This is a genomic window from Piscinibacter sp. PDB5-1, from assembly GCF_056676035.1.
The window spans coordinates 420,990-447,323 of sequence record NZ_JBWVZL010000001.1 but is presented as its reverse complement, the minus strand read 5'-3'; the positions used below and the strand labels follow the sequence as shown (position 1 = coordinate 447,323).

Sequence of the window (26,334 nt, the reverse complement as noted above, 5' to 3'; positions counted from 1 at the left end):
GACTCGCACGCTCTTTTTCACCGCAAAGACGCAAAGAACGCCAAGAACGCAAAGAAGACAGCTTCCTTGGCGTCCCTTGCGATCTTGGCGTCTTGGCGGTTGATCCTCTGGCCGCATCACCCCAGGTGCCCAAGCACGCATGACCTACCGCCGCACCCTCGACTTTCTGCTCGACCACTGGCTGCACGTCGATCAGCTCACGCAACGCGAGCGCTTCGCCGACCACTCGCGCGAGACCTTCGCGTCGGTGCTCGACACCTGCGAGCGCATCGCGCGCGACAAGTTCGCGCCTTTCAACCGGCTGGGTGACACCGAAGAGCCGCACTTCGATGGCGAGAAGGTGATCCTGCCGCAGGCTTCGCACGACGCGGCCCGGGCCTACGTCGAGTCGGGCATGCTGGCCGCCGCGCAAGACTACGAGATGGGAGGCATGCAGCTGCCCTGCGTGGTCGAGATGGCGGCCAACACCTTCTTCTCGAAGGCGAGCATCGGCCTCGGTGGCGGCGGCATGCTGACCTCGGGCAACGCCAACCTGTTGATGGCGCACGGCACGCCGCGGCAGAAAGACGTCTTCGCCAAGAACGAGTTCGCCGGGCGCTTCTTCGGCACCATGTGCCTCAGCGAACCGCAGGCCGGGTCGAGCCTGTCCGACATCGCCACCCGTGCCGTGCCCGACGGTGCAGGCAGTGAAGCCGACCCGCTCGGCCCGCGCTTTCGACTGCGCGGCAACAAGATGTGGATCAGCAACGGCGAGCACGAGCTGACCGAGAACATCGTGCACCTTGTGCTGGCGAAGATCCCAGGGCCCGATGGCCAGTTGACGCCGGGCACCAAGGGCATTTCGCTCTTCATCGTGCCGAAGAAGCTCGTCAACGAAAGCGGCGAGCTGACCGGCGAGCGCAACGACGTGGCGCTCGCGGGCCTGAACCACAAGCTCGGCTACCGCGGCATCCCGAACACGCTGCTGAACTTCGGCGAGGGTAAGTACCCGATGCGCGGCAGCTCGGGAGCCATTGGCTACCTCGTCGGCCAGCCCGGCGATGGTCTCAAGTGCATGTTCCACATGATGAACGAGGCCCGCATCGGTGTCGGCCTGGGCGCGACCATGCTCGGCTATGCCGGCTACGAAGCCAGCCTGGACTACGCCCGTAACCGCCCGCAGGGCCGACCGATGACCGCCAGCGGCAAAGACGCCGCCAAGCCGCAGGTGCCCATCCTCCAGCACGCCGACGTGAAGCGCATGCTGCTCGCGCAGAAGTCGTACTGCGAAGGCGCGTTGGCACTGGAGCTGTACTGCGCCCGGCTCGTCGATGAACTGCACACGGGCGAGGCCGCCCCAGCCGCCGAAGCCGGCTTGCTGCTGGAGATGCTGACCCCTATCGCCAAGAGCTGGCCCAGCGAGTGGTGCCTGGAAGCGAACTCGCTCGCGATTCAGATCCACGGCGGCTACGGCTACACGCGCGATTACCCGGTCGAGCAGTACTGGCGCGACAACCGCCTGAACATGATCCACGAGGGCACGCACGGCATCCAAGGCCTCGACCTGCTGGGCCGCAAGGTCACCATGCAAGGCGGCAAAGGCTTCGCACTGCTGGCCGGCAAGGTCAACGCGACGATCGAACGTGCGCTGCAGCAACCCGCCTTCGCCGACGAGGCCCGCCAACTCGCGGCCATGCTCGCCACGCTGGGCCAGGCGACCCAATCGGCGTGGGCCACCGGCCAGCCCGAAGACGCACTCGCCAACGCCACGCCTTACCTGCAGGGCTTCGGCCACACCGTGTTGGCCTGGGTGTGGCTCGACGTCGCCCTGTGCGCGCAGGCCGCCGCCATCGACGAGGCGCAACGGCAGGGCACACTCGCGGCGGCGCGGTATTTCTTCCGCTACGAGCTGCCGCGCGTGCCGGCCTGGCTTGCGGTGGTGGCCTCGCGCGACGACACCTGCCGCAGCATGCAAGACGATTGGTTCTGACGCGCCACTCGCACCCTGAAGAGAGACAACAACATGAAGACAAGCACGCTCGACACCCTGATCTGGGTGCTGATCTACGGCGGCCTGCTGGCCGTGGGCCTTGGCCTGGCGGTGATGAGCGGCAGCACGGCGATCGGCGGCGGCATCTGTGCGGTGGGCGGGGTGGTCGCGGCGGTGGGCTTCGCGCTCATCTACGTGCGCTCGCGCATCAAGGAGGCCTGAGATCGCGCCTCGCAAGCTGCCCGCGATGAAGCCGCCAGCGATCAATCTGTTCAGGCCACTGGCGCTCGCGCTCGCGTTCGCCTGCGCGCTGGTGAGTCCGGTTGCTGCCACCGAGCCTGCCAAGCCCGCGGCGCAGACCGCGTCGGCGCCTGCTGAACCCGCCCAGCCCCGCGAGCCCGCGTGGCGCTTTCCGCGCTACACCGAGCCCGCCCAGGTGCGTGCTGCGTGCGAGCGCATGCTGGCCGACACGCGCGCCAGCCAGCCGCGCATCGAACGTGCGCCGCGCGCCGCGCTGTTGCAAGAGCTGGATGGCCTGTCACAGCGCCAACAGGCCGTGCAAGGCCCGCTGTCTCTGCTGGCTGCGGTGCACCCCGACAAGCGCATCCGCGACGCGGCCGAGGCTTGCGACCTGCGCCTGCAAGCCCTGAAGAACGCGTGGCTGCAAAGCCGCACGCTCTACGCGGCGCTGCACGACCTGGCGCCCGCCGAGGCGATCGAAGCCCGGCTGCGCCAGGACCGTCTCGACGAAATGCACGACGCTGGCGTCACCCTGCGCCCCATTCAGCGCGAACGCCTGCTGGCCTTGCGCGAACGCATCGCCCGCCTGACGCAAGACTTCGAGCGACGCGTGCGCGACGACTCGACGCAGGCGCTTTTCACCGAAGACGAGCTGAAAGGCGTGCCGCCCGAGATGTGGCAAGACGCCAAGCGCGATGCGCGAGGCCGCTTGAAGCTGCGGCCCGACATGGCCCTGTACGCCGCCATCACCGAACAGGCGCACGACGCCCGCGCCCGCGAGCGCATGTGGCGCATCGGGCAGAACCTCGGTGGCGGCGCGAACCTGCACACGCTCGACCAACTGGCCCGAGCGCGCCGCGAGCTGGCCCAGCTGCTCGGCCACGCCTCGTATGCCGACTTGCTGCTGCGCCGGCGCATGGCCGGCAGCGAGGCGGCGGCCAGCGCTTTTCTCGACACCGTGCACCAGGCCATCGAAGCGCGCGAGCGCGACGACCTGTTCACGCTGCGCCAGGCCAAGGCCCAGCACCTGGGGGCGTCACTCGACCGCACTGTGCTGCACCGCTGGGACGTCGCCTACTACGTCGAACGCGTGCGCCGCGAGCGGCACGGCTTCGACGCCGAGCGCTTTCGCGCCAGCATGCCGCCGCGCGCCGCGCTGGCGTTGATGTTCGGTGTCGCCGAGCGCCTGTTCGGCGTCAGCGTTCAGCCGCTCGACAAGGCCGCCACCGGCGCGCTGTGGCACGACGACGCGCAGGCCTACGCGGTAAGCGACACGGCCAGCGGTGAGCCCATCGGGCAGCTCTTCATCGACCTGTACCCGCGCGAGGGCAAGTACATCAACGCGGCGGTTTGGCCGGTGCGAAATGGGTCCGCGCAGACGCGCGTGCAACCGGTGGCAGCGCTGGTGTCGAACATCGACCGCGCCGGCGTCAGCCTCGCCGACCTGCAGATCCTGATGCACGAGTTCGGCCACGCGATGCATCACCTGCTCTCGACCACGCGCTATGCCTCGCACAGCGGGCTCGACACCTTGCTCGACTTCGTCGAAGCCCCGTCGCAGATGCTCGAAGACTGGGTCTACGCGCCCGAGGTGCACGAACTCGCGCGCCAGGCCTGCAGCGACTGCCCGCCCGTGCCGGCCGAATGGTTGCGGCAGGCCGAGGCGGCGCGCCATTTCGCCAAGGGCCTGTCCACCGGCCGGCAGCACCTGTACGCGAGCTTCGACCTCGCGCTGCACGGCCGCGAGCCCGCCGAGCCCATGGCGCTGTGGCGGCAGATGGAAGGCGCCACACCGCTCGGGCATGCGGCCGGCACGCACTTTCCGTCGAGCTTCGAGCACGTCGCGGGCTTCTACGCGGCCGGCTACTACAGCTACCTGTGGAGCCAGGTCGCCGCCGACGACCTGCGCACTGCCTTCACGGCGCAACCGCTCGATGCCGACACCGGCCGGCGCTACCGCCGCGACGTGCTCGCGCCCGGCGCCCAGGAGCACCCCACCGTCTTGATGCGCCGCTTTCTCGGGCGCGAGCCCAACAGCGACGCGTTCTTTCGGGCGCTGCGGCGCCAGTGAGCGGCCCCGAACGACGCGCCGACGCCTTCATTCAACCGACGAACCGACACCTCACGTGGGCACACCTCTTCACAACTTGTTCGACTTGCGCGGCCAGCGCGCCCTGGTGACCGGCGGCTCGGTCGGCCTGGGCTTCCAGATCGCCGAGGCGCTGGGCGAGGCGGGCGCGGCCGTGCTGCTGGTCTCGCGCAAGGCGGCCGATCTGGCGCAGGCCAGCGAAGCGCTGCGCGCACGCGGCATCGACGCCACCTGGCACGCCGCCGACGTGACCGAGCCCGAGGCCATCGCGGGCCTGATGGAGGCTTCGGCCCGCGACTTCGGGCCCATCGACATCCTCGTCAACAACGCCGGCACGGGCGGGCAATGCCCGGCCGAGCAGCAATCGCTCGAAGACTGGGACCGCGTCATGCAACTCAACATGCGCAGCGTGTTCATGCTGTCGCAGGCGGTGGGCAAGCAATGGATGATTCCGCGCCAGCGCGGTCGCATCATCAACATCGCGTCGATCGCCGGGCTGGCCGGCGGCTCGCCCAGCACGCAGTACATCGCCTACGCCAGCAGCAAGGGCGCGGTGATCAACTTCACCCGCACGCTCGCCGGCGAGTGGGGCCCGCACGGCATCAACGTGAACGCCATCGCGCCGGGGCTCTTTCCGAGCCGCCTCACCAAGAACATCATCGCCCGGCACGGCCTGCCCGCGCTGGGCCGCGTGGCGCCGCTGGGCCGCATCGGCGACGACAACGACCTCAAGGGCGCGGCCGTGCTGTTCGCCTCGGCCGCTGGCAAGCACATCACCGGCCAGATCCTCGCCATCGACGGCGGCCGCACGGCCATCCATCGCTACTGATCGCCACCGACTTTCACCCCTTACCCACGACACGACAGAGATCGCCATGAGCACACCCATCCAGAACCTGTTCGACCTGCGCGGCAAGACCGCGCTCATCACCGGCGGCTCGCGCGGCCTGGGCCTGCAGATCGCCGAAGCGCTGGGCGAAGCCGGTGCCAAGCTGGTGCTGACCTCGCGCAAGGCGGCCGACCTCGAAGAGGCCGCCGCGCACCTGAAGGCACGCGGCATCGAGGCCACGTGGATCGCCGCCGACGCGAGCCAGCCCGAAGAGATCACGCGCGTCGCCAACGAAGCGATGGCGCGGCTGGGGCAGATCGATGTCCTCGTCAACAACGCGGGCGCGACCTGGGGCGCACCGGCCGAGGACTATCCTCTGGAAGCCTGGGACAAGGTCATGGACCTCAACATCCGCAGCATCTTCCTGATGAGCCAGGCCGTGGGCAAGCTCAGCATGATTCCGCGCCGGCAGGGCCGCATCATCAACGTCGCCTCGATCGCCGGGCTGTCGGGCGCGTCGTCGCACATCCAGTTCATTGCCTACGGCACGAGCAAGGGCGCGGTCGTGAACTTCACGCGCACGCTGGCCGGTGAATGGGGCAAGTACAACATCAACGTGAACGCGCTGGCGCCGGGCATGTTCCCGAGCAAGATGACCAAGGGCACGCTCGAGAAAGCCGGCGAGCGCATCGCCAGCAACGCACCGCTGGGCCGCATCGGCGACGACGACGACTTGAAGGGCGCAGCCGTGCTGTTCGCCTCGGCGGCGGGCAAGCACATCACCGGGCAGATCCTCGCCATCGACGGCGGCGTGTCGGCCATTCACGGCGCGTGAGCGCACAGCGGGGGCGGCCATGAAGTTCCAGCGACACATCCCCTTCGTCGAGATGCTCGGCTTCGAGCTGCTCAAGTTCGAAGGTGGCGAAGCCCACATCGGCGTGGACCTGCGCGAGGAGTTGACCAACTCCTGGGGCATGGCCCACGGCGGCGTGACGATGACGCTGCTCGACGTGGCCATGGCCCACGCCGCCCGCTCGCCCAAGGTGGCTGGCGGCGAGCCTACCGGGCAGGGCGTCGTCACCATCGAGATGAAGACCAGCTTCATGCGACCCGGCCTCGGCCGCCTCGTGGCCCAGGGCCGCGTGCTGCATGCGAGTTCGTCGATGGCCTTCTGCGAAGCCAGCGTTCTCGACGAACAGGGCGTGGTCGCCGCCCATGCGACGGGCACCTTCAAGTACCTGAGCGGCATCAACGTCGGCGACAAGCGCGTCGAGCGCAAGGCGGCGTCCGACTGAAACGGTTTGGCTGAACGACGGCAGCGGCCCACCGAAGCTTTTTCCTCTGCAACAAGACCTCAACAAGGAAGCACCATGAGCACGATCAACAAGCAAATCCACCTCGTCTCGCGCCCCAAGGGCGCGGTCACCGCCGACAACTTCAAGCTCGTCGAGGCGGCCGTTCCGGCGCTGCAAGAAGGCCAGGTGCTGGTGCGCAACCACTACCTCTCGCTCGACCCCTACATGCGCGGCCGCATGAACGACGGCAAGAGCTACGCCAACCCGCAACCGCTGAACGAAGTGATGATCGGCGGCACGGTCGGTGAGGTGGTCGAGTCGCGCCATGCCAACTACAAGGTCGGCGACAAGGTCGTGGGCATGGGCGGGTGGCAGCAGTACCAGGTGGCCGACGCCAACCAGCCCGGCGTGCTGCGCAAGGTCGATACCTCGCAGATTCCGCTGTCGGCCTACCTCGGCGCTGTGGGCATGCCCGGCGTCACGGCCTGGTACGGCCTGATGAAGATCTGCCAACCGAAAGAAGGCGAGACCGTCGTCGTCAGCGCGGCCAGCGGTGCGGTCGGTGCGACGGTGGGCCAACTGGCCAAGGCGCGCGGCTGCCGCGCGGTCGGCTTTGCCGGCGGCCCCGACAAGTGCCAGTACGTTGTTGAAGAACTGGGCTTCGACGCCTGCATCGACTACAAGGCCTACCCCGAGCCCAAGGACCTGACCGCTGCGCTGAAGGCCGCCACGCCGAATGGCATCGACGGCTACTTCGAGAACGTCGGCGGCGCCATCCTCGACGCGGTGATGCTCAACATGAACGCCTTCGGCCGCATGGCCTTCTGCGGAATGATCGCCGGCTACAACGGCGAGCCGATCCCGATGAAGTACCCGCAGCTCATCCTGCAATCGCGCCTCAAGGTCGAAGGCTTCATCGTCGGCGAGCACATGGGCGTGTGGCCCGAAGCGATGAAAGAACTCGGCGGCATGATCGCCAGCGGCAAGATGAAGTTCCGCGAGTCGATCGCGCCGAACATCGAAGCCGCCCCCGAGGCTTTCATGGGCCTGCTGAAGGGCGCGAACTTCGGCAAGCAGCTGGTCAAGCTGATCTGAGGGGTTGATTGACGAGCTCAGCCCGTTCGGGCTGAGCCCACCCGGAAGGAGCCCATCGCATGGACACCACCCACGAGGTCTTCAACCAACCCGAACCGCTCGTCGGCCACAACGCCTTCGACGGCCACCGGGCGCTGCGTGACGCGCTCGCCTTCCACGCGCCCGCGCTCGACACCCACGAACTGTCGGCGCTGGGCGCCTTGCTCGGCAGCGAGGCCCTGCACACCCACGCGCGGCTCGCCAATGTGCACCTGCCGCGCCTCGTCACGCATGACCGCTTCGGCCGGCGTGTCGATCAGGTCGAGTTTCACCCCAGTTACCACGCGCTCATGAGCGCCGCCGCCGATGCCGGCCTGCACGGCGCGCCTTGGGCCGGCGGGGCTGACGCGCACCTGCAGCGCGCCGCCGGCTTCATGCTCTTCAACGGGCTGGAGCCCGGCACCATGTGCCCCATCTCGATGAGCTATGCCGCGACACCCGGCCTGCGCGGCAACGCCGCGCTCGCGGCCGAGTGGGTGCCGCGCCTCACGCAGCGGCGCTACGACGCGCGCTTCGCGCCGGCCGCGCAGAAGGCCGGCGTGACCATGGGCATGGGCATGACCGAAAAGCAGGGCGGCTCGGACGTGCGCGCCAACACCACCCGCGCCCGTTTCGATGGCGACGACGCCTGGGGCCGCCGCTACACGCTGGTCGGCCACAAGTGGTTTTTCTCGGCGCCCATGTGCGACGCCTTTCTCGTGCTGGCGCAGGCCGACGAGGGCCTGAGCTGCTTCTTCCTGCCGCGCTTCAGGCCCGATGGCGAGGTCAACGCCATCCACATCCAGCGCCTCAAAGACAAGCTCGGCAACAAGGCCAACGCCAGCAGCGAGGTCGAGTTTCACCACGCGCACGCCTGGCTGGTCGGCGAGCCCGGCCGGGGCGTGCCGCAGATTCTCGAGATGGGCGCGCTGACCCGGCTCGACTGCGCGCTCGGCAGCGCCGGCCTGATGCGCCAGACGCTGGCCCTCGCGCTCGACCACACGCGCCAGCGCCACGCCTTCGGCAAGCCGCTGATCGCGCAGCCCTTGATGCGCAACGTGCTGGCCGACCTGGCGCTCGAAAGCGAAGCCGCCACCGCGCTCGCGCTGCGCCTGGCGCACGCCTTCGACCACGACACCCCGCACGAGCGCCTGATGCGCCGCCTGCTCACGCCGGTCGCCAAGTACTGGGTCTGCAAGCGCGGCGCGGCCTTCGCGCAAGAGGCGATGGAATGCCTCGGCGGCAACGGCTACGTCGAAGAGCACGGCGAAGGCGTCATGGCCCGCCTGTACCGCGAGATGCCCGTCAACAGCATCTGGGAAGGCGCCGGCAACATCATGGCGCTCGACCTCTTGCGCGCGCTGCGCAAGGGCAGCGGTGATGCCGATGGCGCCGGCGCGCTGCTGGCCGAGCTGGCCCCCGCACGCGGCAGCAACGACCACTTCGACCGCTTCGCCGATGCCTTGCCCGCGCGCATCGACGCCACCCCCGAGGCCGACGCGCGCCGCCTCGCGCAAGACGTGGCGCTCGCGCTGCAAGCCGCCTTGCTGCGCCAACAAGCCCCGGCCTTCGTGGCCGATGCCTTCTGCCGCGCGCGGCTGGGCGGCGAGGGCGGGCTGGCCTTCGGCACGCTGCCGGCCGACGCCACCGATTTCGAATCCCTCATCGAGCGCGCCCTGCCGCGCTGAACCTGTCTCAACCCTCACGGCCCTTCATGACCCAGCCTGAACTCATCCTCCACCACTACGAAACCTCGCCCTTCTCGCAGAAGGTGCGCTGGGTGCTCGGCATGAAGTCGCTCGACTGGCGCTCGGTCGATGTGCCGTCGATCATGCCCAAGCCCGATGTGGTGGCGCTCACCGGTGGCTACCGCCGCACGCCCTTCATGCAGATCGGCGCCGACATCTACTGCGACACCGCGTTGATGTGCCGCGTGATCGACCGCCTGTGGCCCGAGCCTTCGCTGTACCCCGCCTCGGCCGGCGGCTCGCAGCACATGCTGGCGCAGTGGGCCGACACGGCCTTGTTCTGGGCGGCCGTGCCGGTGGCGCTGCAACCGGCCGGCGTGCCGCACGTGCTGAAGCACCTGACGCCCGAGCAGATCAAGGCCTTCGGCCCCGACCGCGCCGCGATGATGGCCAACCGGCCGCGCGTCGGCCGCACCGACAACGCGGCGGCATTGGCCAGCTACCTCGATTGGCTTGAATCGGCGCTCGCGGTCGGCGGGCCCTTCTTGCTGGGCGAGCAACCCTGCATCGCCGACGTGGCCGCGGCGCAGTCGATCTGGTTCTTGCACCGCGCCGGGCCCGTGGCCGAGCTGTTGTCGCCCTACGCGCAGATTGCGGCCTGGTACGCCCGCGTGGCCGCCCTGGGCGAGGGCCGCCCGCAGCCGCTCGACAGCGGCGATGCCCTGGCCATCGCAAGGGCGGCGTCGGGCCATGCGCCGTGCAGCGTCGCGCCCGGGCTGGGTTTCGCAGCCGGTGACGCGGTGACAATCGCGGCCACCGACTACGCCACCGATGCGGTCGAAGGCACCCTCGTGGGCCTGAGCACCGACGAGGCGGTGATCGAGCGGCGCGACGCGCGCGCCGGCACCGTGCACGTGCATTTCCCGCGAATCGGCTACCTGCTGCGCAAGCGCGACGCCTGAGAATCAAAAAGCTCCACAAGGAAGACAAGCCATGAAGAATTTCAAGGGCGGCACCGCCGTCATCACCGGCGCGGCCTCGGGCTTTGGCCTCGAAGCCTCGCGCATCGCCGCGCAGCGCGGCATGAACATCGTGATGGCCGACGTGCAGCAAGAAGCCCTCGACAAGGCCGTGGCCGAGGTCCGGGCCATGGGCGCGCAGGTGCTGCCGTTCACCTGCGACGTGTCGAAGGCCGAGCAGGTCGAGGCCATGGGCCAGGCCACGTTCGCCCAGTTCGGCGCACCGAACTTCGTGTTCAACAACGCCGGTGTCGGCGGCGGCGGCCTGATGTGGGAGCTGTCGCTCAAGGACTGGAACTGGGTGCTCGGCGTCAACCTGATGGGCGTCGTGCACGGCGTGCGCACCTTCACGCCGATGATGCTGGCCGCCGAAAAGAGCGACCCCGACTACGAAGGCTGCATCGTCAACACCGCCTCGATGGCCGGCCTGGTGTGCGCACCCAACATGGCCGTCTACAACGTCAGCAAGCACGCCGTCGTGGCGCTGAGCGAAACGCTGTACCAAGACCTCGCGCTCGTGAGCGACCGCGTGACCGCCTCGGTGCTGTGCCCGTACTTCGTGCCCACCGGCATCCACGAGAGCGAACGCAACCGCCCGAAAGACGCAGAGCCCGAGGCGCTGACCAAGAGCCAGATCATCGGCCGCGCCACCAGCGCCAAGGCCGTGACCAGCGGCAAGGTCACCGCCGAAGCCGTCGCGAAGATGGTCTTCGAGGCGCTGGAGGCCAAGCAGTTCTACATCTACAGCCACCCGCAGGCCCTGTCGGGCGTGCAAGTGCGCATGGAAGACCTGCTCAACACGCGCAACCCGTCGAACCCCTTCTTCGCCCGCCCCGAGATGTGGGACAAGCTGCGCACCGCGCTGCGCGAAGCCGACTGAGCCCCGCCGGAGCCCCGCGCGTGAGCGGGGCCCGCTGCACCCGCGCAGCGAAGGGCCGCTGAGGCGGGGCGTGCTGGCGGACAATCCGCGCCTTCGCGCTTTCGCCTCTGACCATGTCACCCAGCCCCAACGCCCCCCGCATTGCCGTCATCGGCGCAGGCCCCGCCGGCCTGATGGCCGCCGAGACGCTGGCGCGGGGTGGGGCGCAGGTCGATGTCTACGACGCCATGCCGTCCGTCGGCCGCAAGTTCTTGCTGGCCGGCAAGGGCGGCCTGAACCTCACCCACAGCGAAGCCATCGAGCCCTTCGCGGGCCGCTACGGCAGCCGCCGTGCGCAGGTCGAGCCCTGGCTCGCCGAACTCGGACCGCAGCAGTTGCGCGACTGGGCGCAGGGCCTGGGCATCGACACCTTCGTGGGCAGCTCGGGGCGCGTCTTTCCGACCGACATGAAGGCCGCGCCGCTGCTGCGCGCCTGGCTCGCGCGCCTGCGCGGGCAGGGCGTGCGCTTTCACATGCGCCACCGCTGGCTGGGCTGGGCGGGCGAGGCGCTGCGCTTCGCGTCACCGGCCGGCGACATCACCTGCGAAGCCGATGCCACCGTGCTCGCATTGGGCGGCGCGAGCTGGCCGCAGCTGGGCTCCACCGGCGCCTGGGTGCCCCTGCTGCGCGAGCGCGGCGTGCCGGTCGCCGAATTGCAGCCCTCGAACTGCGGCTTCGAGGTGGCGGGCTGGAGCGAGCACCTGCGCAGCCGCTTCGCCGGCGAGCCGCTGAAGGCCGTGGCGATCACCGTGCGCGCCGCGGGGGACGACACCGCTGACGACACCGCCGCGCCGCGCTTTTCACAACGCGGCGAATGCGTGCTCACCGACACCGGCCTCGAAGGCAGCCTCGTCTACGCCGCCTCGCCCTGGCTGCGTGACGACATCGCGGCGAACGGCCACGCCACGCTGTGGCTCGACCTGCTGCCCACGCGCGACTTCGCCTCGGTGCTGGCCGAGCTGAAGCACCCGCGCGGCCCGCGTTCGCTGTCCACCCACCTGAAGAGCCGCCTCGGCCTGCACGGCGCCAAGACCGCGCTGCTGCACGAGCTGGTGGGCAAAGACGACTTCCACGACCCCGAGCGCCTGGCCGGGTTCATCAAGGCCTTGCCGATTCGCGTGCTGCGCGCCCGCCCCGTGGCCGAAGCCATCAGCACCGCCGGCGGCGTGGCTTTCGACGGGCTCGACGATGGCCTGATGCTGCGCGCCGCACCAGGCGTGTTCTGCGCCGGTGAGATGCTCGACTGGGAAGCCCCGACCGGCGGCTACCTGCTCACCGCGTGTTTTGCGAGCGGGCTGCGGGCCGCCCAGGGCGCGCTGCGCTTCGTGGCGGCCACGGCTTGAGCGCGGCTTGCCGCGCAGGGGCCTTCAGCGCGCCGGCTCGACCCGCTCCAGCCGCCTGAAGGCGCTGAAGTGGCGCAGCGCGCCCTGCGCGTCGCCGAGCCGGTCGCACAGGCGCGCGGCGTTCACGTGTGCGTCGATGAACCCCGGGTCGGCCTGAAGGCAGCGGGCATAGCTCTCAAGCGCTTCGCGTTCGCGGCCGATGTCTTCGAGCGCGATCGCGCGGTTGAAGTGCACCAGCGCATCGTCGGGCGCCAGGCGCACGGCTTCTTCGTAGAGCGCCACGGCCTCGGCGCAACGGCCGGCTTCGCACAGCATCGCGCCGAGGTTCACGTAGGCGTAGGCGTGGTCGGGCGCCAGGCGCAAGGCCTCGCGGTAGGCCGCCTCGGCTGCACGCGGGTCTTGCGCTTCGGCCGCCTCACCCTGCGCGAACCAGTCGGCGGCTGTCTTGCTGGCTGATGTTGCCGGGCGGGCCAAGAAGGCGACCGAGCCGCTGCCATCGCCCGTCACTTCGAGGTCGAGCAACAGCTGGCCCGAGCTTGCCTCCCAACGCGCGCCGCCGTCGTGCACGGCCACTTCGTCGCCGACCGCCGTGATACGCAGGCGGTTCATCGGCAGGTGCTCGGGCAACTTGGCGCGCAAGCGGCGCAACGAACTCAGCAGCTTGCGTTGCGGCACGTTGGCCGCCTGCAAGCCGACGGCGGTGCGCAGCAGCACCACGTCCTGGAAGCTGAAGCGGTATTCGTTGCGCGCGCCGCGCTGCGGCGTGACGTAACCCGCCTGAACAAGCCCCGTCACGACGTTTCGGCTCACCCCCAGCATGCGTTCGAGGCTGCGCAGGGTGTAGGGCGTTTCCGCCGCCACGGCCTACTTCCGGGCCCGCGTGCGGGGCGTGGCCGACGCGGCCGCGCGTTCCTCGGCCTTCGGTGCGCGCTTGACGGGGCGGCGTTCCTTCAGCGCTTCGGCCGGCACCACCTCGGCCGGCTTGGCCTTAACGGCCTTCTTGCCCGGGCGTTGCAGGCTGGCCTTGAGCGCTTCGACCAGGTCGATGACCTGGCCACCACCGGTCGATACCTCTTCGGCGCGCGGCGACTCGACGAACTTCTTGCCCGCGATCTTGCGGTCGATGGCTTCGAGGATGCGGTTCTTCTCTTCGTCTTGAAACTTCGTCGGGTCGTAGTGGTCTTCGGCGATCTGGTCGATGAGTTGCAGCGCCAGCTTCAACTCGCTGGCCGACACATCGACCTCGGGGATGTTCAGGTCTTTGAGCGAGCGCACCTCGTCGGCGTAGAGCAGGTGTTGCAGCACCAGCCCGTCGTCGGCCACCCGCACCTGCGCCACGTACTGCTTGCCCCGCAGCGCATAACGAGCCAGCGCGCAGCGCCCGCTTTGCCGCATGGCTTCGGCCAGCAGCGCGTAGGGCTTGCCACCGCGCTTGTCGGGCGCAAGAAAGTAGGCCTTGTCGTAGTAGATCGGGTCGACCGACTTCTCGGGCACGAAAGCCACGATCTCGATCACGTGGCTCGCGGCTTCGTCGAGGGCCTTGAGTTCTTCCTTGGTGAAGGTGACGAAGGTGTCGTCCTGGAACTCATAGCCCTTGATCATCTCGGCACGCTCGACCACCTTGCCGGTCTTTTCTGACACGTACTGCTGCTTCACCCGCGAGCCGTCGGGCGCCAGCATCTTGAAGCCGATGCCACTCGAACTGTCGGTGGCGCCGAACAGGTTGACCGGCACATTGACCAGCCCAAAACTCAGCGTCATCGACGCCAACGAGCGACCGGTTGCCATGGTGTTCGCTTCAGCGCTCAGCGGCGTTCGCTGCTGCGCAAGTGGGTCTCGACGTCCTTGGCCTGCGGCCCCACGGCCTTCACGGCTTCTTTCAGGCGCTCGGGCGTGACGCCGAAGCGCTTCGACCAGTCGCGCAATTCGTAGTCTTCGTTGACGTCGATCTTGGTGCGGTCTTGACCGCCGGCCTTGGTTTTGTCGTCTGCCATGGCAATGCTCCGTGCGGGGGGTGCGAATGGGTTGGCGCGTTGGTTGTCGCGTTGTCGCACGGTCGAATGGGCCTGAAAGCCAGATGGCACCGCACGTGCGTGCCGGTGTTTGCCTACACGGGGCGGTGCCGCAAGTGCATGGCCCTGCAGCGCGATGGCCTGCCCGCACCGCCGCCAGCGCCGCCGCCCGGCCGTGCCTATAGTCGCCACGCCCAGGCGCCGTGCATGCGGCGCCCAGCCCAACCTCTTGCCCCCAAGGTGTTTCACGCATGGCAGAACCGTTGCTCGTCGGGCTTGGCTTGTTGATGGTGATGGCCACCTTGCTGCCGCTTTGGCGCAACGACTCCTGGTGGATTCGCGTCTTTGACTTCCCGCGATTGCAGATCACTCTGCTGACCGGCGCCGTGCTGGTGGCTTACCTCACGCTGCGCGACGACATCACGGCGCTCGACCACCTGTTCGCCGCACTGCTCGTGGCCACGCTCGTGTACCAGTGCGTGCGCATGTTTCCATACACGCCCTTTGCCCGCCAGCAGGTGCTCAAGAGCACCCGCGACGGCCCCGATGCCCGGCTCAGCCTCATGTTCGCCAACGTGCTGATGACCAACCGAGAAGCCGGCCGCTTGAAGCAACTGGTGCGCGAGGCCGACGCCGACATCGTGCTGGCGGTCGAGACCGACGCGTGGTGGCAAGACGCGTTGCGCGAACTCGAACAGACCCACCCGCACACCGTGCAACACCCGCTGCCCAACACCTACGGCATGTTGTTGTACTCACGCCTGCCGCTGCGCGACGCCGAGGTGAAATTTCTGGTCGAAGACGACATTCCCTCGGTCCACGCCCGTGTGCAGTTGCGCAGCGGCGACGAGGTCGAGCTGCGCTGCGTGCACCCGCGCCCGCCCGCACCGGCCGAGAACGACCGCTCGACCGAGCGCGACGCCGAACTGCTGATCGTCGGCAAAGACATTCGCGCGAAGAACGCGCCCGCGGTCGTGCTCGGCGACCTGAACGACGTGGCGTGGTCGCACACCACGCGGCTGTTCAGAGACATCAGCGGCTTGCTCGACCCGCGTGTGGGCCGCGGCTTCTATGCCACCTTCAATGCCAAATGGCCGGGCATTCGCTTTCCGCTCGACCATTGCTTTCATTCGCGGCACTTCCGCTTGGTCGACTTTCGCCGGTTGCCCGCCTGGGGCTCAGACCACTTTCCGGTCTACATCTGCCTGAGCTTCGAGCCCGAAGTGCGCGCCGAGCAGCCCAAGCCCGAAGCCGACAGCGCCGATCGCCAAGAGGCCAACGAGAAGATCACCGAAGCCAAGACTTCGTGAGACGAGGCTCAGCCCGGCACCGGGTGCCCGAAGAAATAGCGCTGGCCCGGCACGTAGGGCGTCGCACCGCCCCGGTCTTCGAACTCTTCGATGACGGCCAGCACCTGCATCGGCTGAAGCACCTCGTCTGCATAGAAGGCCGAGCAATCGACGCCCGTCGTGGCCTCGAATTTGTGGCGCAGGTACGGGTCGAACAGGCTGCCCGCCGACAGCCGGCGGCGCATCTCGGCCACCAGCCGCTGCACCGAGAACAGCTCGCCAAACATCACCACGGCGTCGGCCGTGCCCACGCGCGCGGTGACGGCCGCGAGCTGTGCGTTCACCTTTGCCGCATAGGCGTCGATGTCGTCGAGGCCGGCGATGTCGGCCAGCGCGCCGGGCTCGGGCTCGAGCAAGATCGACAGCATCTGCACCAGCGCGGGCGCGTCTTCGAAGTCGGTGATCTTCACCAGCGTGTCCAGCAGCGTCGGCACCGCCGACAGGTGCCCCCAGATGGCCAGCGTGCGGCCCAGATCGACCGAATAGGTCGGTTCGACCACGCCCGCCACCACCGGCCGCAGCCCGTCGAAGAAGGCCCGGTGGCCGATGTCGCCCATCAGCTCGGCACAGGCCGCGCCCAGCAGCCAGTCGGCCTCGTCGTAAGCCGTCAACAGGCGCGCGACGCCCGAGAAGTCGCCTTGCTTGGCTCCGCCGAGGACCTGCTCGAACGGCGCCCACGCGGTGGCTTCTTCGGTCGAGGCATAGCCCCCCGCACCCCGCGTGGCCGGAAAGCCGTGGTAGCCCGCGCCTTCCCAGTTCAGTTCCATGTGCTGTCGTTGCATTGCCGATGTCCTTGGGTCTAGATCACGCCGAGGGCCGCGCGCCGGGCCTCCAGCTCTTGGCCGTTCCACGTGTCGAGCAGGCCGTCCACCTCTTTGCAGTTCGCGCACTTCTTGAAGTGGGGCTGCGTATTGTTCTCGCTCGTCGGGCAGCCACCGGCGGCCCGGGGTGTGGTGTGGTCGAGTTGCAGCACCTTGTTTTGCTGGCGCACCTTTTCGTTGGCGTCGGCGCCGCCCAGCGCGTCGAACTGGGCCTTGGTCAAGCCGGTCAGCGGCTCGACCGAGCCCGGTCCCGCCAGCGCCTTGAACGCCCCCTTGGCCTTCGGAATGCCGTGGTGCGTGCGCAGGCGTTGCTGCGCCTTGCTCGAATACGCGGTGTCGATGGCCTTGGACTCGGCCGTGCTCGTCACGCGGTACACGTCGCAGGGCGCGTCGGACTTGCGCTCGGGCTTGGTGGCATTCGGGCAGGTGCCCCCGGCGCAGGGCTTCGCGGCCATCTGCGCGCGCCGCGTCGGGCCGCCGCCGGGCAGCGGGTCGTCGAGCCGGTAGAACTCGTGAAACGCCAGCGGCTCGCGCGGGTGCGTGCCCCCGCTGGCGTCGGTGATGGTCGTGGGCAGCGCGGCGGGGCATTGCGTGCCGGGCTTGCCGCAGCAGGGGCATTCTTCGACGGCGGCGTCCATGCGGTCGAGCGCGGTCTGCTCTTCGGCCGTGGGCATGGGCGGCGTGCCGCCGGGGTAGCTGGCGTGGTTGCTGGTCGTGATGTCGATGTGCCGGCAAACGTTTTTGCCTTCGAACTTCACGTCCATCGACCACGCCTGGAAGTACGTCTTGCCGGTGATCTGATGCGTGATCACGCTCGCGCCGAAGCTGCGCGTGGCCGCCTCGTTGCCCAGCGCCGACGGCTTGTAGTACGACTGCTGGGCCAGTGCCGCCGGCTTGCCGTTGATCTTGACGGTCGTCGAGCCTTCTTTGAGGTCGGTCGAAAACGAGGTGTCGGGGTAGGGGATCGGGATCGGCCCCGCCGGAGGCCCCGGCGGCGACAGGCACACGTCGGGAAAGCGCGCGATCGACTTGTTGTTGCCCGCCTTGCCGGCCACCTGCCAGGTGTTGGCGTAGACCTTGTGCGTCATGCCGGCCTCCTCCACGCCGGCGCTGACACCACCGCTGCGGCGCGCGCCCCGAAGGCCGACGTGGCATGCAGCATCGCCACCGGCCCTGGCGCATAGCCGCGATGAAACGCCTGCCCGGCCCACGCGAACTGCACCAGCCCCGCCGCCGCGCCGCAGTCGCCCATGCAATCGGCCGGGTGCCACAGCGGCTGGCTCGCACGCACCTGCCGCATCACACGCGCCTGCGCCAGCACCAGCTCTTCGAACGCATACGACTCGCCGGCCACGTCGCTCAGCCGAAAGTCCACCTCGTGCATGGCGATGCCTGTCTCCGTCAGCGCTTCATGCAATGCCGCCCGCATGCCCTCGGCCCGGAACGGCGCTTCGTTCAGCACGGTGGCCGGCTCGATGGCCGCGCCCAGGCCGTGCACGCACAGCGCGTCGTCGGTCAGCGGCTCATGGCTGACCACCGCGAGGCAGGCCGCCTCGCCGGGCATGACGCCATCGGTGCGCAGGCTGGTCTTCAGGCGCTGGGTGTGGTCGAGCCAATGCAGCACGCGTGCGTCGATCAGGCTGTCGGCTGCGACGATCAGGCACGCCGACACCCCGGGTTGTGCGAGGTGGCTGCGTGCGATGCGCACCGCCTCGATGGCCGAGGCCGCGCCGTGGGCCACGTGCGCCACGCGCTGGCCGGCGAAGCTGGCGCCCGCCGGCAGGCGCAGCGCGGTCACGAGGCCGGCCAGCCGGGCGCCGGGGCGCTCGGCCTCGCGTGTGCACAAGATCAAGGGCATGCGGCCCCAGGGCAGGCGGGCGATGAGGTCTGGGTCCATCACATCGAGGGCCAGTTGAATCAGCGCGATCAGACGCTCGCGCCCCCGCAGCTCGGGCGGCAGCGCTTCGACCGTGGCGCCGACGATGGGCGCGCGCTGGGCATCGTGGTAGCCCGTTTCACCGAAGGCCGCCACGCCCGCGCGCAAGGCCGCCGACGCACTGGCCGCCGAGTAGCCCACCGGGCACACGAGGCTCGCGCACGACATGTAGACCATCACGCCCCCACCGTTGAGCGCGTGTGCGCCACACCCACCACCACCTCGCGCAAGCGGGTGAACTTGCGCGGCAGCGGCGCGCGGGCCCGGCCCAGCAGCACCACCTGGCCCTCGTGCGGCTTGAGGATCAGCGTGTCGGCCGTCACCGTGGGCACCCGCGTGCGGTCGTCGAACATGAACGACACCGGCACCGACAGCCGCGGCACCCGCACACGAAACACACCGCTCGCGTTCATGTTCAGGCACGCGAAGGCCGCGCCTTCGGCCAGCGCGTCGAACTGCTGGTCGGGCGGCGCCGCGAGGTAGTAGTGCTCGCTGAAATCGGCCGGCAGAAATGGCAGCTCGTGCGCGAACCAATGCTCGCCATAGGTGCCCGCGTGGCGGGCCCGCACGGCGGCAAAGCGGGGCAGGGGGCCGAAGCCGATGGGCTCGGGCTGGTCGTCCCAGCTGGTCATGCGTGACTTGGGGTGTTCGATGCACGGCAGCGGCCGGCCCTCGATGGCCTCGGCGCTTGCGTTGACCTGAAACCCGCGCCCGACCGGGTTGCGCAAATCGGCGCGGTGGCGCGTGGCATCGGCAAAACTGCGGTCGGTGCCACCGAAGGCCAGGTGCCAGGCCAGCGGCATCGTGCTGAAGGGCACCGGCTGCGAGGCGCGCATGCCAAACGGGCCGCGCTGCCAATGCCGCTCGCCGGTGACGAGCGCGCGCTTGTTCAGGCCGGCCCCGAGCAAGGCCACCTCGACGCGCTCGGTCGCGTCACCGCCCGGGCCCATCGCCACCGCATCGAGCAGCAGCTCGGCCCGCGGCTTGATCGGCACGAAGTCGCTCTCGACACGAATGGCCGTCGTCTCGGGGTCGCCATACGGCGTGTCGGCATAGACGAAGGGGCTTTGCCGTGCGCTCACCGTGCAGTGGCCGTCGGCATCGACATCGAAGGTCGCCCGCACCACCACCACGAAAGCCTTCGCGCAGGCCTTGTCGATGGCGGTGAAGCCCTCGGCGAGGTAGGGCGTGTGGTTGGCGCTGATGAACATGGCGATGCATCCGGGCCGCAGGGCAGGCCGAGCGGCGTGTTCTCAACTTCGGTGTGGGCCGACGCCTCCCTGCGGGCGCATGGCCCGCACCAGCATCGGGGTGTGGATCGAACGCGCAAGCGTCCGTCTCTCGTTGTGTTGCGAAGCATGCTACGGCGCGGGGCACTGCCGCGATTCAGACTTTGGTCATGCAGTTTGTGGACGTGCGAGGTGTGCACGCGTGAGCCACGTGGGTGAGCGAGGCCAGCGACCCGATCTCACACCCGCACAGGGGCCTTTGCTCGCTGCGGCCACGCAGGCGCATCGCGCTCGGGCAGACTGCCGGCGGCGGCCCGCGCCCGTTCGACCCACACGCCTCAACCGTCACCGCCGACGGTGAGCGTCAACAGATTGGAGAGCCCCGATGATCCCCAAGAACACGATCTGTCTCTGGTACGACGGCGGCGCGCTCGACGCGGCACGCTTCTATGCCCAGACCTTTCCCGACAGCGCCGTGGGCGCCGTGCACCGCGCGCCGAGCGACTTTCCCTCAGGCAGCGAGGGCGACGTGCTCACGGTCGAGTTCACGGTGCTGGGCATTCCCTGCATCGGCCTCAATGGCGGCCCGACGTTCAAGCACAGCGAGGCCTTCTCGTTTCAGGTGGCCACCGACGACCAGGCCGAGACCGACCGCTACTGGAACGCCATCGTCAACAACGGCGGCGAAGAAAGCCAGTGCGGCTGGTGCAAAGACAAGTGGGGGCTGTCGTGGCAGATCACCCCTCGCGTGCTGACCGAGGCCTTCACGAACCCCGACCGCGCCGTGGCCAAGCGTGCCTTCGAGGCCATGATGGAAATGCGCAAGATCGACGTCGCGGCCATCGAGGCGGCGGTCAAGGGCTGAAGGGGCGGGGCCACTGCGTAACGGTGCGGTGCGCGGCCGCAGCGCTGCGCTCGCTCAGGCCTGCCACACGCCGTAGCCCTCTTCGCGCAAGCCGATGGCGAGCTCTACTTCCATCTCGCGCGCGGCCTCGTAGGGCATCGGGTTGTAGACCTCGTACAAGCGCGGAAGCAGGCGCAGGCCGTAGTCACGGACGAAACGGTTGGCCTGAATGTCGGCCTTGTGCCGGTCGAAGCGCAGATCGGGGTCGAGGCCGGTCATGCCCACGTAGACGAGGGGCTTGCCCAACTGCCAATCGGGGTTGGCCTTGCGGAAGCTGGCCTCGTTCCACACCCGGTCAGACAGCTCGACGACGTACACGTGGTGGTGGTGGCGGGCAATGCGGCGCGGCATCGCACGAGTCTAGCGACCGGCCGCGGTGCAACTGCGGTGCGCCACGCCCAGGCGGGGCACCGTCATTCCACGGCCGCAGGCTCGTTCTCGGTGTGCCGGTCAGGCTCTGTGGTGCGCAGGATTTCGTTCAGAACCGACGTGGCGTAATTCCCGGCGGGCAAAGAGAACGTGAGCACCAGTTGATCGGCTTGCGGCCATTCCCATGACATGTCCTGCGGGCTCGCCACCAGGGCGCGGCGCTCTTGATCAAGCCCCGCGTGCTCCATGCCGTCGCACAAGCTGGCGTGACGTGCAGCCACGCCGTTCTCGAGCGCCTGCGCTTGATCGGTGGCGACCACGCGGCCCCGCCCCCACAGCGGCCCGGTGGGCCGGCCTGCCTCGTCCATCACGTCACCGGGAAGCGTCTGGCCCCAGAGCCCCTGCTGAATGCGCAGCGCCAGCACTTCATTGAAGACGAAAGAGCGCACCGCCGACAGGTAGATGCCCTTCTTCTTCGGGTTGCGCACGCGAATTTCGCGCGCCAGCATGGCCCGCCCCTGCTCGACGTTGCCCCCGTCGAAGCCGAAACGCTGGGCACCGAAGTAGTTGGGCACGCCCTGTGACGCCACGGCCTGAAGGTTGGCCTCGATCGCGTCGCTGTCGCCCGTCACGTCACGCAGCACGATGCGGAAGCGGTTGGCCTGCAAATCACCGGGGCGCAGCTTCTTCACGTGGCGGCTCTGACTCAGCACCTTGAACTCAGGGTGTTGAATCGGGGTCAGGTCGGGCGTCTCGCCTTTCCCTTTTCCATTCGGCAGGTAGATGCTGAACCACTGGCGGGTGATGGCGTAGCGGTCTTTGAGGCCGGCATAGCCCACGTCCCTTTCCTGCACGCCGGCAGCCTCGGCCAACTGCTGGGCAACGAAGGCGGTGTTGGCACCGTTCTTTTCAATGTCCAGCCAGATGTGTTCGCCCTCGCCCGTGGGCAGCTGCAGCGGCAGTTCGGTCACGATGAAATCCTCGTTGAGGCGTTTCAGCGTGGCGCTGGCGCCGCTGGCCGGATAAGCGTTGGGCCATTGCGGCAAGGTCGTGTATGGAGCGTCGGTCATGAGCGGTCTGAAGGCACCAGCCGTAGAGGGGGGCAGGCCGTTGAGCCGACCCGGGGCAGTGCAGGCGGTGATTCTCTCTCTGCCCGCATGCCTCGCCGCGCGGCAACCGATGCGACGTCAATGGGAACCGCTGCGCACGACGACCAGCGGCTTCCGTCGGCGACGTCAACTCACGGGCTCGGCCAGGAGCGGTCGGTCAGCCCTGTTGCACGGATGGCAGCTTCAGACTGAACTGTGACTTTCGGAATCTCAACCTTGACGGCGTTTAGCTCACAAAGCTGTCACTGAGAACAGCTCATTCAACAGAAGCGCACGTTCTGCACGCCGAGCCCCGTGCTGCCTGTTGCCATTGGTCCGAAACCTTTAAGGCGGCAGAGTCCTGTTAAGAAACTCATTCAGAGTTGGGGGACACAAAGCGAGGGGCGCTAACGACTCAACAGCACAGTCTGCTGCCAAAGGCAGCGTTGGCGTCGCTCTGCGAACACCTGCTTTGCGAGCTGCTTCACGATCGCTAAGCTTTCTCGCGAAATGACTCAGCAGTTTCCAAAAGAGCCACAGGTCGAACTTTCCGCGGATGTAGTTCTTCGGCGGAACGCCGATTAGTCTGGTGCGAATCAGCCTGCGAGCGTGTTTTAGTTGCTCTTTTTGGTCCGCCACGTTGGCGTTAATAGCGGCTAGAAAATTCCTTAGCGCACCAGGTTTGTATCGGCAGCGACCTTTCTCCACATCCAACGAGATGATGTTCTCTAGTTGAACATTGTTGAGATTCAGCTTGGCTTTAGTTCCGCCATCGATCCCTCGACCAAGAAGAATCAGCGCGGTGAGAACCCTGCACTTTGCCTCGAAGCTTCGAGTAAGCAGGTGAAGGGAAGTCAAACACGACACGAATCGATGGTCGTCACTTGGAAGATGGAGTCTCTCTACCCAGAACCGTTTAAACACAGCGTCGCAAGCCAGGTAGTTTTCTATTGAATACGTATCCGTCTGGTACACGGAGTGCGCGAGCTTTGGAACGGATTCAAAAAAATCAGAATGATCCTTGTCGACAAAGAAGAGGGTGCGACCATGGCCTCGCCCGTCGCGCTCTACCAACTCATTTGTCTTAAGCACTTCACTTCGCCCATAGCAGATGTAGCTGCATCCTTCGCGACTGCCGAGTCGCGGGGCGATGTGTGGCATATAGAACGCCGGGTCTTCTTCGCCTTCGAAAAAGAAGTACAGGGTCGTTGTCGCAGAGGTGGAGATCGCTAGCGCGAACTGGTGAAACACCGAATGCGCCTCCCGAACTTCCCTTTTTAGTTGATCGACGTAGTCCATGTGCTATTGAGTCGCGTTCGGGCGGAATCCTGTGAAACGCGATAGGTCCACCGCATAGGCGTCAAGTTCGTTTGCGTAGATGAACGGCGAATGCGTGACTGCAACTAACAGCTTGCAGTTCTTCGAGTTCGATATGTCAGGCAAGAGATGCTTCTGCCAAGGAACAGAAAGGGACAGCTCCGGCTCATCGATCAGGACGATCTGCGATGTTTCTCGCGACAAAAAAAGATGGGTGAACAATGAAACTATCTGCTTTTCACCCGATGACAGAACCCGCCAGTTGAGCTCCGAACCATCTCGCTCCAGGATGTGCGCGGTGAAGTCCACGTCGTTGTAGTGAAGATTCTTCCTTTCAAGGTACCGATTGCACGTATCGAACAGCTGCCGGATGTTCGACTCGCTACTTGAAAGCCCTTGATAAATGTCTAGAAGGCGTGAAAAGAAGTAAGTGAGATATCTGTCTCTAACGCCGGTCTCCGTGGCACCCCCTCTTAGTCTTCTTATCGCGCTTTCAACTTCGCGCTTGTCTTCTGGGCTAAGAGTGTTTTCTTCCACTCGACTTAGCACCACTTTCACAACCTCGTCGGACATCAGCTTGACCAACTCTGGTTCGATCTTGTCGGCTCGATATCGAATGATGTCCTGCAAGTAGCTGGCGGTTAGGCCACTGAGTTGAGCGCGCATCTGCCTCTGAATTGTTTCAAGCTCTTCGGCGATCTTCCTTTCGACGTCCTGCATGCCGAAATGAACAAGCTCGATATGGCCGCGTGCGCGGGTTCTAGGGTCACCATCGGCTGCCGCAGTCAATCTGCGCAGCTGCTCGTCATCGACATGCGGAAAGACTGCCTTCAAGTCCTGCTCGATTCGTCTGTAGGTAGGCAGATAAATGACCTGATGCGAACCGGTCGACTTCAGCAAGTTGGAAAGTGCCGTAATGGGAGCCGGGTCAGCGGTCCCCTCAAATAGGTTGGCCTGTATCGACTTCGGCACGTCGTCCAACATCCGCAGCACATATGAGGATGGGATCTTCAGTTCGCGAGCCATCTGCCGGGCCAAGCGCTCCTTCGCAGCCGAATGGCCAAGGTGCGCTAGGCGGAGGTAATCGGGGTGATCGAGCAACGCGTTTACGTATTGCGCCGGAAATGGCGAACGCGTCGCGTATTGAGCCAAAAGCTTTTGTTGCCGATCAAGTGCCTTGGCCTTGACGGCCACGTCTTCTTTGTGGATAGAGATGAGTTGCCCATTGAGCGTGATTTCAATCTCAGAGAACTCGTAGTCCAGCAAACGAAGCCACTGCTCAGTGAGAACGTAGTAGAGAAAATTGACGACGGTCGTTTTCCCAAGACCGTTTACACCGATCAGCACCAGACGGTTGTCGACCACGGGTATTGAAAGGTCAAGCTTTCCGTGTAGCCCCAGTATCGAGAAGCGAGTTAGTTCGAAGCTCATAGGTGTTGGCGAAAAAGTTCGGGGCGCGCAAGTGCGTCAGACTAGCGTGCATAGTTGGTGGGCACAACGCTCGCACCACTCGTGCAAGTATCCGTTACGTGATTTGTCAGCTAGGGAAGCCAGCTTACGGCATGACGCTTGGGTTAAACCTCCCCGTGAACCCGCGGCTCGGGTACAGCTTTCAGCTAATAGCGGCCTCCCGCGCTCCGAAACTGACTGGCGCCTACCGCTGCACAACGGCCACCCGCCGCCGCACACCGACCGACGCATCCGTCACCCCACGTTGGCTGACGCGCCCAGCAGCTCCTCCAGCTGGTCGAACGTCTCGTCGTTCCAGCTCGTGCTGCCGGCGGCGATCTCGTCGTCGAGGGCTTCTTTCGACGGATAGAGGTCGTGCACGACCACCAATGTCTGCCCGGCTCTTTCTTCGAACGTGACCGTGGTGACCTGGCCGTTGCCGCCAGATTCTTCGTTGGTCCAGACGAGCCGCGAGGGCGGGGTCACTTCCAGGTACTTGCCGTGAAAGGCCATGGGCTCGGGCGCCTCGGGGTGGCGGAAGACCAGGCGGTACGCGCCGCCCGCGCGAACGTCGAGCTCGCAGGAAAGCAGCGTCATGCCCAGCGACTTCGGCACCCACCAGCGTTGAAACAGCTCGGCTGTGGTCCACGCCTCGAACACGAGGTGCGGCGGTGCGTTGACGGTTCGCGTCACGACGAGCTCTCGCTCGGACGTTCGCTCCATCGTCATGCCGTTCTTCACGGGGCGGTGCTCATTACTTCTTGCTGCGTCCATTGGCTTTCTCCTTGCGTTTCAATTGTTCGACCAGCTGGTCCAGTGCGTCGAAGCGTGCTTCCCAGAGCTGGCGGTACTTCTCGATCCACATCGCCTCTTCTTCGAGTCGGCGCACGCCCAGCTTGCAGTTGCGCACACGCCCGACTTTCTCGGTGATGACGAGCCCGGCCTGCTCCAGCACGCCGACGTGCTTTTTCATGCCCGTGAGGGTCATGCCGAACTTGTCGGCCAGGTCTGTGATGGACGCGTCAGCGCGCGTCAGCTGCTCCAGCACGCCACGCCGGGTGGGGTCTGAGAGCGCGGCGAATGAGGCGTCGAGGTGGGCGCCTGAATACTGAACCATGTAGTTCACTATACGCCCGCGCGTGTGAATGGCAAAGAGAGCGCCGCACGGTCAAGCGCGCGGGGTGTCTGCGCAGCCCATGCTCGCCTCAGCGCTCGGCATCGCATGAAGCGGCCGTGGCCAAGAGCGAAAGCGTGGCCGCCTCGGGCTCGCCCGCGAAGTACTTCGTCAGGCAGGCGTCGAACCGTGGCTCGGTCGCCTGGGCGCAGTCGTCTTCGCAGCGAGGCATGGGATCGGCT

27 protein-coding genes are annotated in these 26,334 nt (G+C 67.0%); 13 read left to right on the top strand and 14 right to left on the bottom strand.

Features of this window, described 5'->3' with window-relative positions:
- Window positions 1-139 precede the first annotated feature (139 nt).
- The 11 genes from AC1KAT_RS01990 to AC1KAT_RS01940 all read left to right on the top strand — a co-directional run bounded on the left by AC1KAT_RS01990 (window position 140) and on the right by AC1KAT_RS01940 (window position 12,504).
- A complete protein-coding gene (locus AC1KAT_RS01990) occupies window positions 140-1,969 on the top strand; it encodes an acyl-CoA dehydrogenase (RefSeq protein ID WP_480322247.1) in 1,830 nt (609 codons plus the stop codon).
- Between the two features lie 33 nt (window positions 1,970-2,002).
- Complete coding sequence (locus tag AC1KAT_RS01985) at window positions 2,003-2,191, top strand: hypothetical protein (protein WP_480322245.1); 189 nt, start codon at window positions 2,003-2,005, stop codon at window positions 2,189-2,191.
- A gap of 25 nt (window positions 2,192-2,216) precedes the next feature.
- Window positions 2,217-4,280 carry a M3 family metallopeptidase gene (locus tag AC1KAT_RS01980; protein ID WP_480322243.1) on the top strand — a complete coding sequence of 688 codons (2,064 nt, stop codon included), beginning with the start codon at window positions 2,217-2,219 and terminating at the stop codon, window positions 4,278-4,280.
- 55 nt (window positions 4,281-4,335) lie between these two features.
- The gene (locus tag AC1KAT_RS01975) at window positions 4,336-5,127 is read left to right on the top strand and encodes an SDR family NAD(P)-dependent oxidoreductase (protein WP_480322241.1); all 792 of its coding nucleotides are present in this window, start codon (window positions 4,336-4,338) and stop codon (window positions 5,125-5,127) included.
- A gap of 46 nt (window positions 5,128-5,173) precedes the next feature.
- The gene (locus tag AC1KAT_RS01970; protein ID WP_480322239.1) at window positions 5,174-5,962 is read left to right on the top strand and encodes an SDR family oxidoreductase; all 789 of its coding nucleotides are present in this window, start codon (window positions 5,174-5,176) and stop codon (window positions 5,960-5,962) included.
- A gap of 19 nt (window positions 5,963-5,981) precedes the next feature.
- Window positions 5,982-6,422, top strand: coding sequence for a PaaI family thioesterase (locus tag AC1KAT_RS01965; protein ID WP_480322237.1), 441 nt, complete (start codon window positions 5,982-5,984; stop codon window positions 6,420-6,422).
- Window positions 6,423-6,497: 75 nt separating this feature from the next.
- Entirely contained in the window at window positions 6,498-7,517 is a 1,020-nt protein-coding gene (locus AC1KAT_RS01960; protein ID WP_480322235.1) for an NADP-dependent oxidoreductase, read from the top strand.
- A 59-nt stretch (window positions 7,518-7,576) separates the two neighbouring features.
- A complete protein-coding gene (locus tag AC1KAT_RS01955) occupies window positions 7,577-9,223 on the top strand; it encodes an isovaleryl-CoA dehydrogenase (protein ID WP_480322233.1) in 1,647 nt (548 codons plus the stop codon).
- A 26-nt stretch (window positions 9,224-9,249) separates the two neighbouring features.
- Window positions 9,250-10,185 carry a glutathione S-transferase family protein gene (locus AC1KAT_RS01950; RefSeq protein ID WP_480322231.1) on the top strand — a complete coding sequence of 312 codons (936 nt, stop codon included), beginning with the start codon at window positions 9,250-9,252 and terminating at the stop codon, window positions 10,183-10,185.
- Window positions 10,186-10,216: 31 nt separating this feature from the next.
- Complete coding sequence (locus AC1KAT_RS01945) at window positions 10,217-11,122, top strand: SDR family oxidoreductase (protein ID WP_480322229.1); 906 nt, start codon at window positions 10,217-10,219, stop codon at window positions 11,120-11,122.
- Between the two features lie 113 nt (window positions 11,123-11,235).
- The gene (locus tag AC1KAT_RS01940) at window positions 11,236-12,504 is read left to right on the top strand and encodes a TIGR03862 family flavoprotein (RefSeq protein WP_480322227.1); all 1,269 of its coding nucleotides are present in this window, start codon (window positions 11,236-11,238) and stop codon (window positions 12,502-12,504) included.
- Window positions 12,505-12,528: 24 nt separating this feature from the next.
- Here AC1KAT_RS01940 and AC1KAT_RS01935 read toward each other — a convergent pair whose 3' ends face one another.
- The 3 genes from AC1KAT_RS01935 to AC1KAT_RS01925 are packed head-to-tail and all read right to left on the bottom strand — an operon-like array spanning window position 12,529 to window position 14,498.
- Window positions 12,529-13,365, bottom strand: coding sequence for a tetratricopeptide repeat protein (locus tag AC1KAT_RS01935; RefSeq protein WP_480322225.1), 837 nt, complete (start codon window positions 13,363-13,365; stop codon window positions 12,529-12,531).
- 3 nt (window positions 13,366-13,368) lie between these two features.
- Window positions 13,369-14,292 carry a non-homologous end joining protein Ku gene (ku, locus tag AC1KAT_RS01930; RefSeq protein WP_480322223.1) on the bottom strand — a complete coding sequence of 308 codons (924 nt, stop codon included), beginning with the start codon at window positions 14,290-14,292 and terminating at the stop codon, window positions 13,369-13,371.
- A 17-nt stretch (window positions 14,293-14,309) separates the two neighbouring features.
- The gene (locus AC1KAT_RS01925; RefSeq protein ID WP_480322221.1) at window positions 14,310-14,498 is read right to left on the bottom strand and encodes a DUF3606 domain-containing protein; all 189 of its coding nucleotides are present in this window, start codon (window positions 14,496-14,498) and stop codon (window positions 14,310-14,312) included.
- 269 nt (window positions 14,499-14,767) lie between these two features.
- Between AC1KAT_RS01925 and AC1KAT_RS01920 the strand changes: the two genes are divergently transcribed.
- The gene (locus tag AC1KAT_RS01920) at window positions 14,768-15,826 is read left to right on the top strand and encodes an endonuclease/exonuclease/phosphatase family protein (RefSeq protein ID WP_480322219.1); all 1,059 of its coding nucleotides are present in this window, start codon (window positions 14,768-14,770) and stop codon (window positions 15,824-15,826) included.
- An 8-nt stretch (window positions 15,827-15,834) separates the two neighbouring features.
- Here AC1KAT_RS01920 and AC1KAT_RS01915 read toward each other — a convergent pair whose 3' ends face one another.
- From AC1KAT_RS01915 to AC1KAT_RS01900, 4 genes are read right to left on the bottom strand one after another with little or no spacing between them, the layout of a single operon-like run.
- Window positions 15,835-16,647, bottom strand: a complete 813-nt coding sequence (locus AC1KAT_RS01915; protein ID WP_480322217.1) for a hypothetical protein — start codon at window positions 16,645-16,647, stop codon at window positions 15,835-15,837.
- 17 nt (window positions 16,648-16,664) lie between these two features.
- Complete coding sequence (locus AC1KAT_RS01910; protein WP_480322215.1) at window positions 16,665-17,774, bottom strand: PAAR-like domain-containing protein; 1,110 nt, start codon at window positions 17,772-17,774, stop codon at window positions 16,665-16,667.
- Window positions 17,771-18,799 carry a hypothetical protein gene (locus tag AC1KAT_RS01905; RefSeq protein ID WP_480322213.1) on the bottom strand — a complete coding sequence of 343 codons (1,029 nt, stop codon included), beginning with the start codon at window positions 18,797-18,799 and terminating at the stop codon, window positions 17,771-17,773. The genes AC1KAT_RS01910 and AC1KAT_RS01905 overlap by 4 nt, the downstream gene beginning before the upstream one ends.
- Entirely contained in the window at window positions 18,799-19,833 is a 1,035-nt protein-coding gene (locus tag AC1KAT_RS01900) for a DUF2169 family type VI secretion system accessory protein (protein WP_480322211.1), read from the bottom strand. Before AC1KAT_RS01900 ends, AC1KAT_RS01905 begins: the two co-directional genes overlap by 1 nt.
- Window positions 19,834-20,236: 403 nt before the next feature.
- On the opposite strand from AC1KAT_RS01900, the gene AC1KAT_RS01895 reads away from it, so the two are divergent.
- Window positions 20,237-20,716 (top strand): VOC family protein, encoded by a 480-nt coding sequence (locus AC1KAT_RS01895; RefSeq protein ID WP_480322209.1) that lies wholly within the window; start codon window positions 20,237-20,239, stop codon window positions 20,714-20,716.
- A 54-nt stretch (window positions 20,717-20,770) separates the two neighbouring features.
- Here the strand turns inward: AC1KAT_RS01895 and AC1KAT_RS01890 are convergent, their stop codons facing one another.
- From AC1KAT_RS01890 to AC1KAT_RS01860, 7 genes are all read right to left on the bottom strand, one after another.
- Window positions 20,771-21,106, bottom strand: a complete 336-nt coding sequence (locus tag AC1KAT_RS01890; protein WP_480322207.1) for a hypothetical protein — start codon at window positions 21,104-21,106, stop codon at window positions 20,771-20,773.
- Between the two features lie 62 nt (window positions 21,107-21,168).
- Window positions 21,169-22,170 (bottom strand): tRNA pseudouridine(13) synthase TruD, encoded by a 1,002-nt coding sequence (gene truD, locus AC1KAT_RS01885; protein WP_480322205.1) that lies wholly within the window; start codon window positions 22,168-22,170, stop codon window positions 21,169-21,171.
- A gap of 387 nt (window positions 22,171-22,557) precedes the next feature.
- Window positions 22,558-23,511 carry a DUF4435 domain-containing protein gene (locus AC1KAT_RS01880; protein ID WP_480322203.1) on the bottom strand — a complete coding sequence of 318 codons (954 nt, stop codon included), beginning with the start codon at window positions 23,509-23,511 and terminating at the stop codon, window positions 22,558-22,560.
- 3 nt (window positions 23,512-23,514) lie between these two features.
- Window positions 23,515-24,960 carry an AAA family ATPase gene (locus AC1KAT_RS01875; protein WP_480322201.1) on the bottom strand — a complete coding sequence of 482 codons (1,446 nt, stop codon included), beginning with the start codon at window positions 24,958-24,960 and terminating at the stop codon, window positions 23,515-23,517.
- A gap of 273 nt (window positions 24,961-25,233) precedes the next feature.
- Window positions 25,234-25,719: an SRPBCC family protein gene (locus AC1KAT_RS01870; RefSeq protein WP_480322199.1), complete on the bottom strand. Its 486-nt coding sequence runs from the start codon at window positions 25,717-25,719 to the stop codon at window positions 25,234-25,236.
- A 13-nt stretch (window positions 25,720-25,732) separates the two neighbouring features.
- A complete protein-coding gene (locus AC1KAT_RS01865) occupies window positions 25,733-26,095 on the bottom strand; it encodes an ArsR/SmtB family transcription factor (protein ID WP_480324286.1) in 363 nt (120 codons plus the stop codon).
- An 88-nt stretch (window positions 26,096-26,183) separates the two neighbouring features.
- Complete coding sequence (locus tag AC1KAT_RS01860) at window positions 26,184-26,324, bottom strand: hypothetical protein (protein ID WP_480322197.1); 141 nt, start codon at window positions 26,322-26,324, stop codon at window positions 26,184-26,186.
- Between the last annotated feature and the right edge of the window lie 10 nt (window positions 26,325-26,334).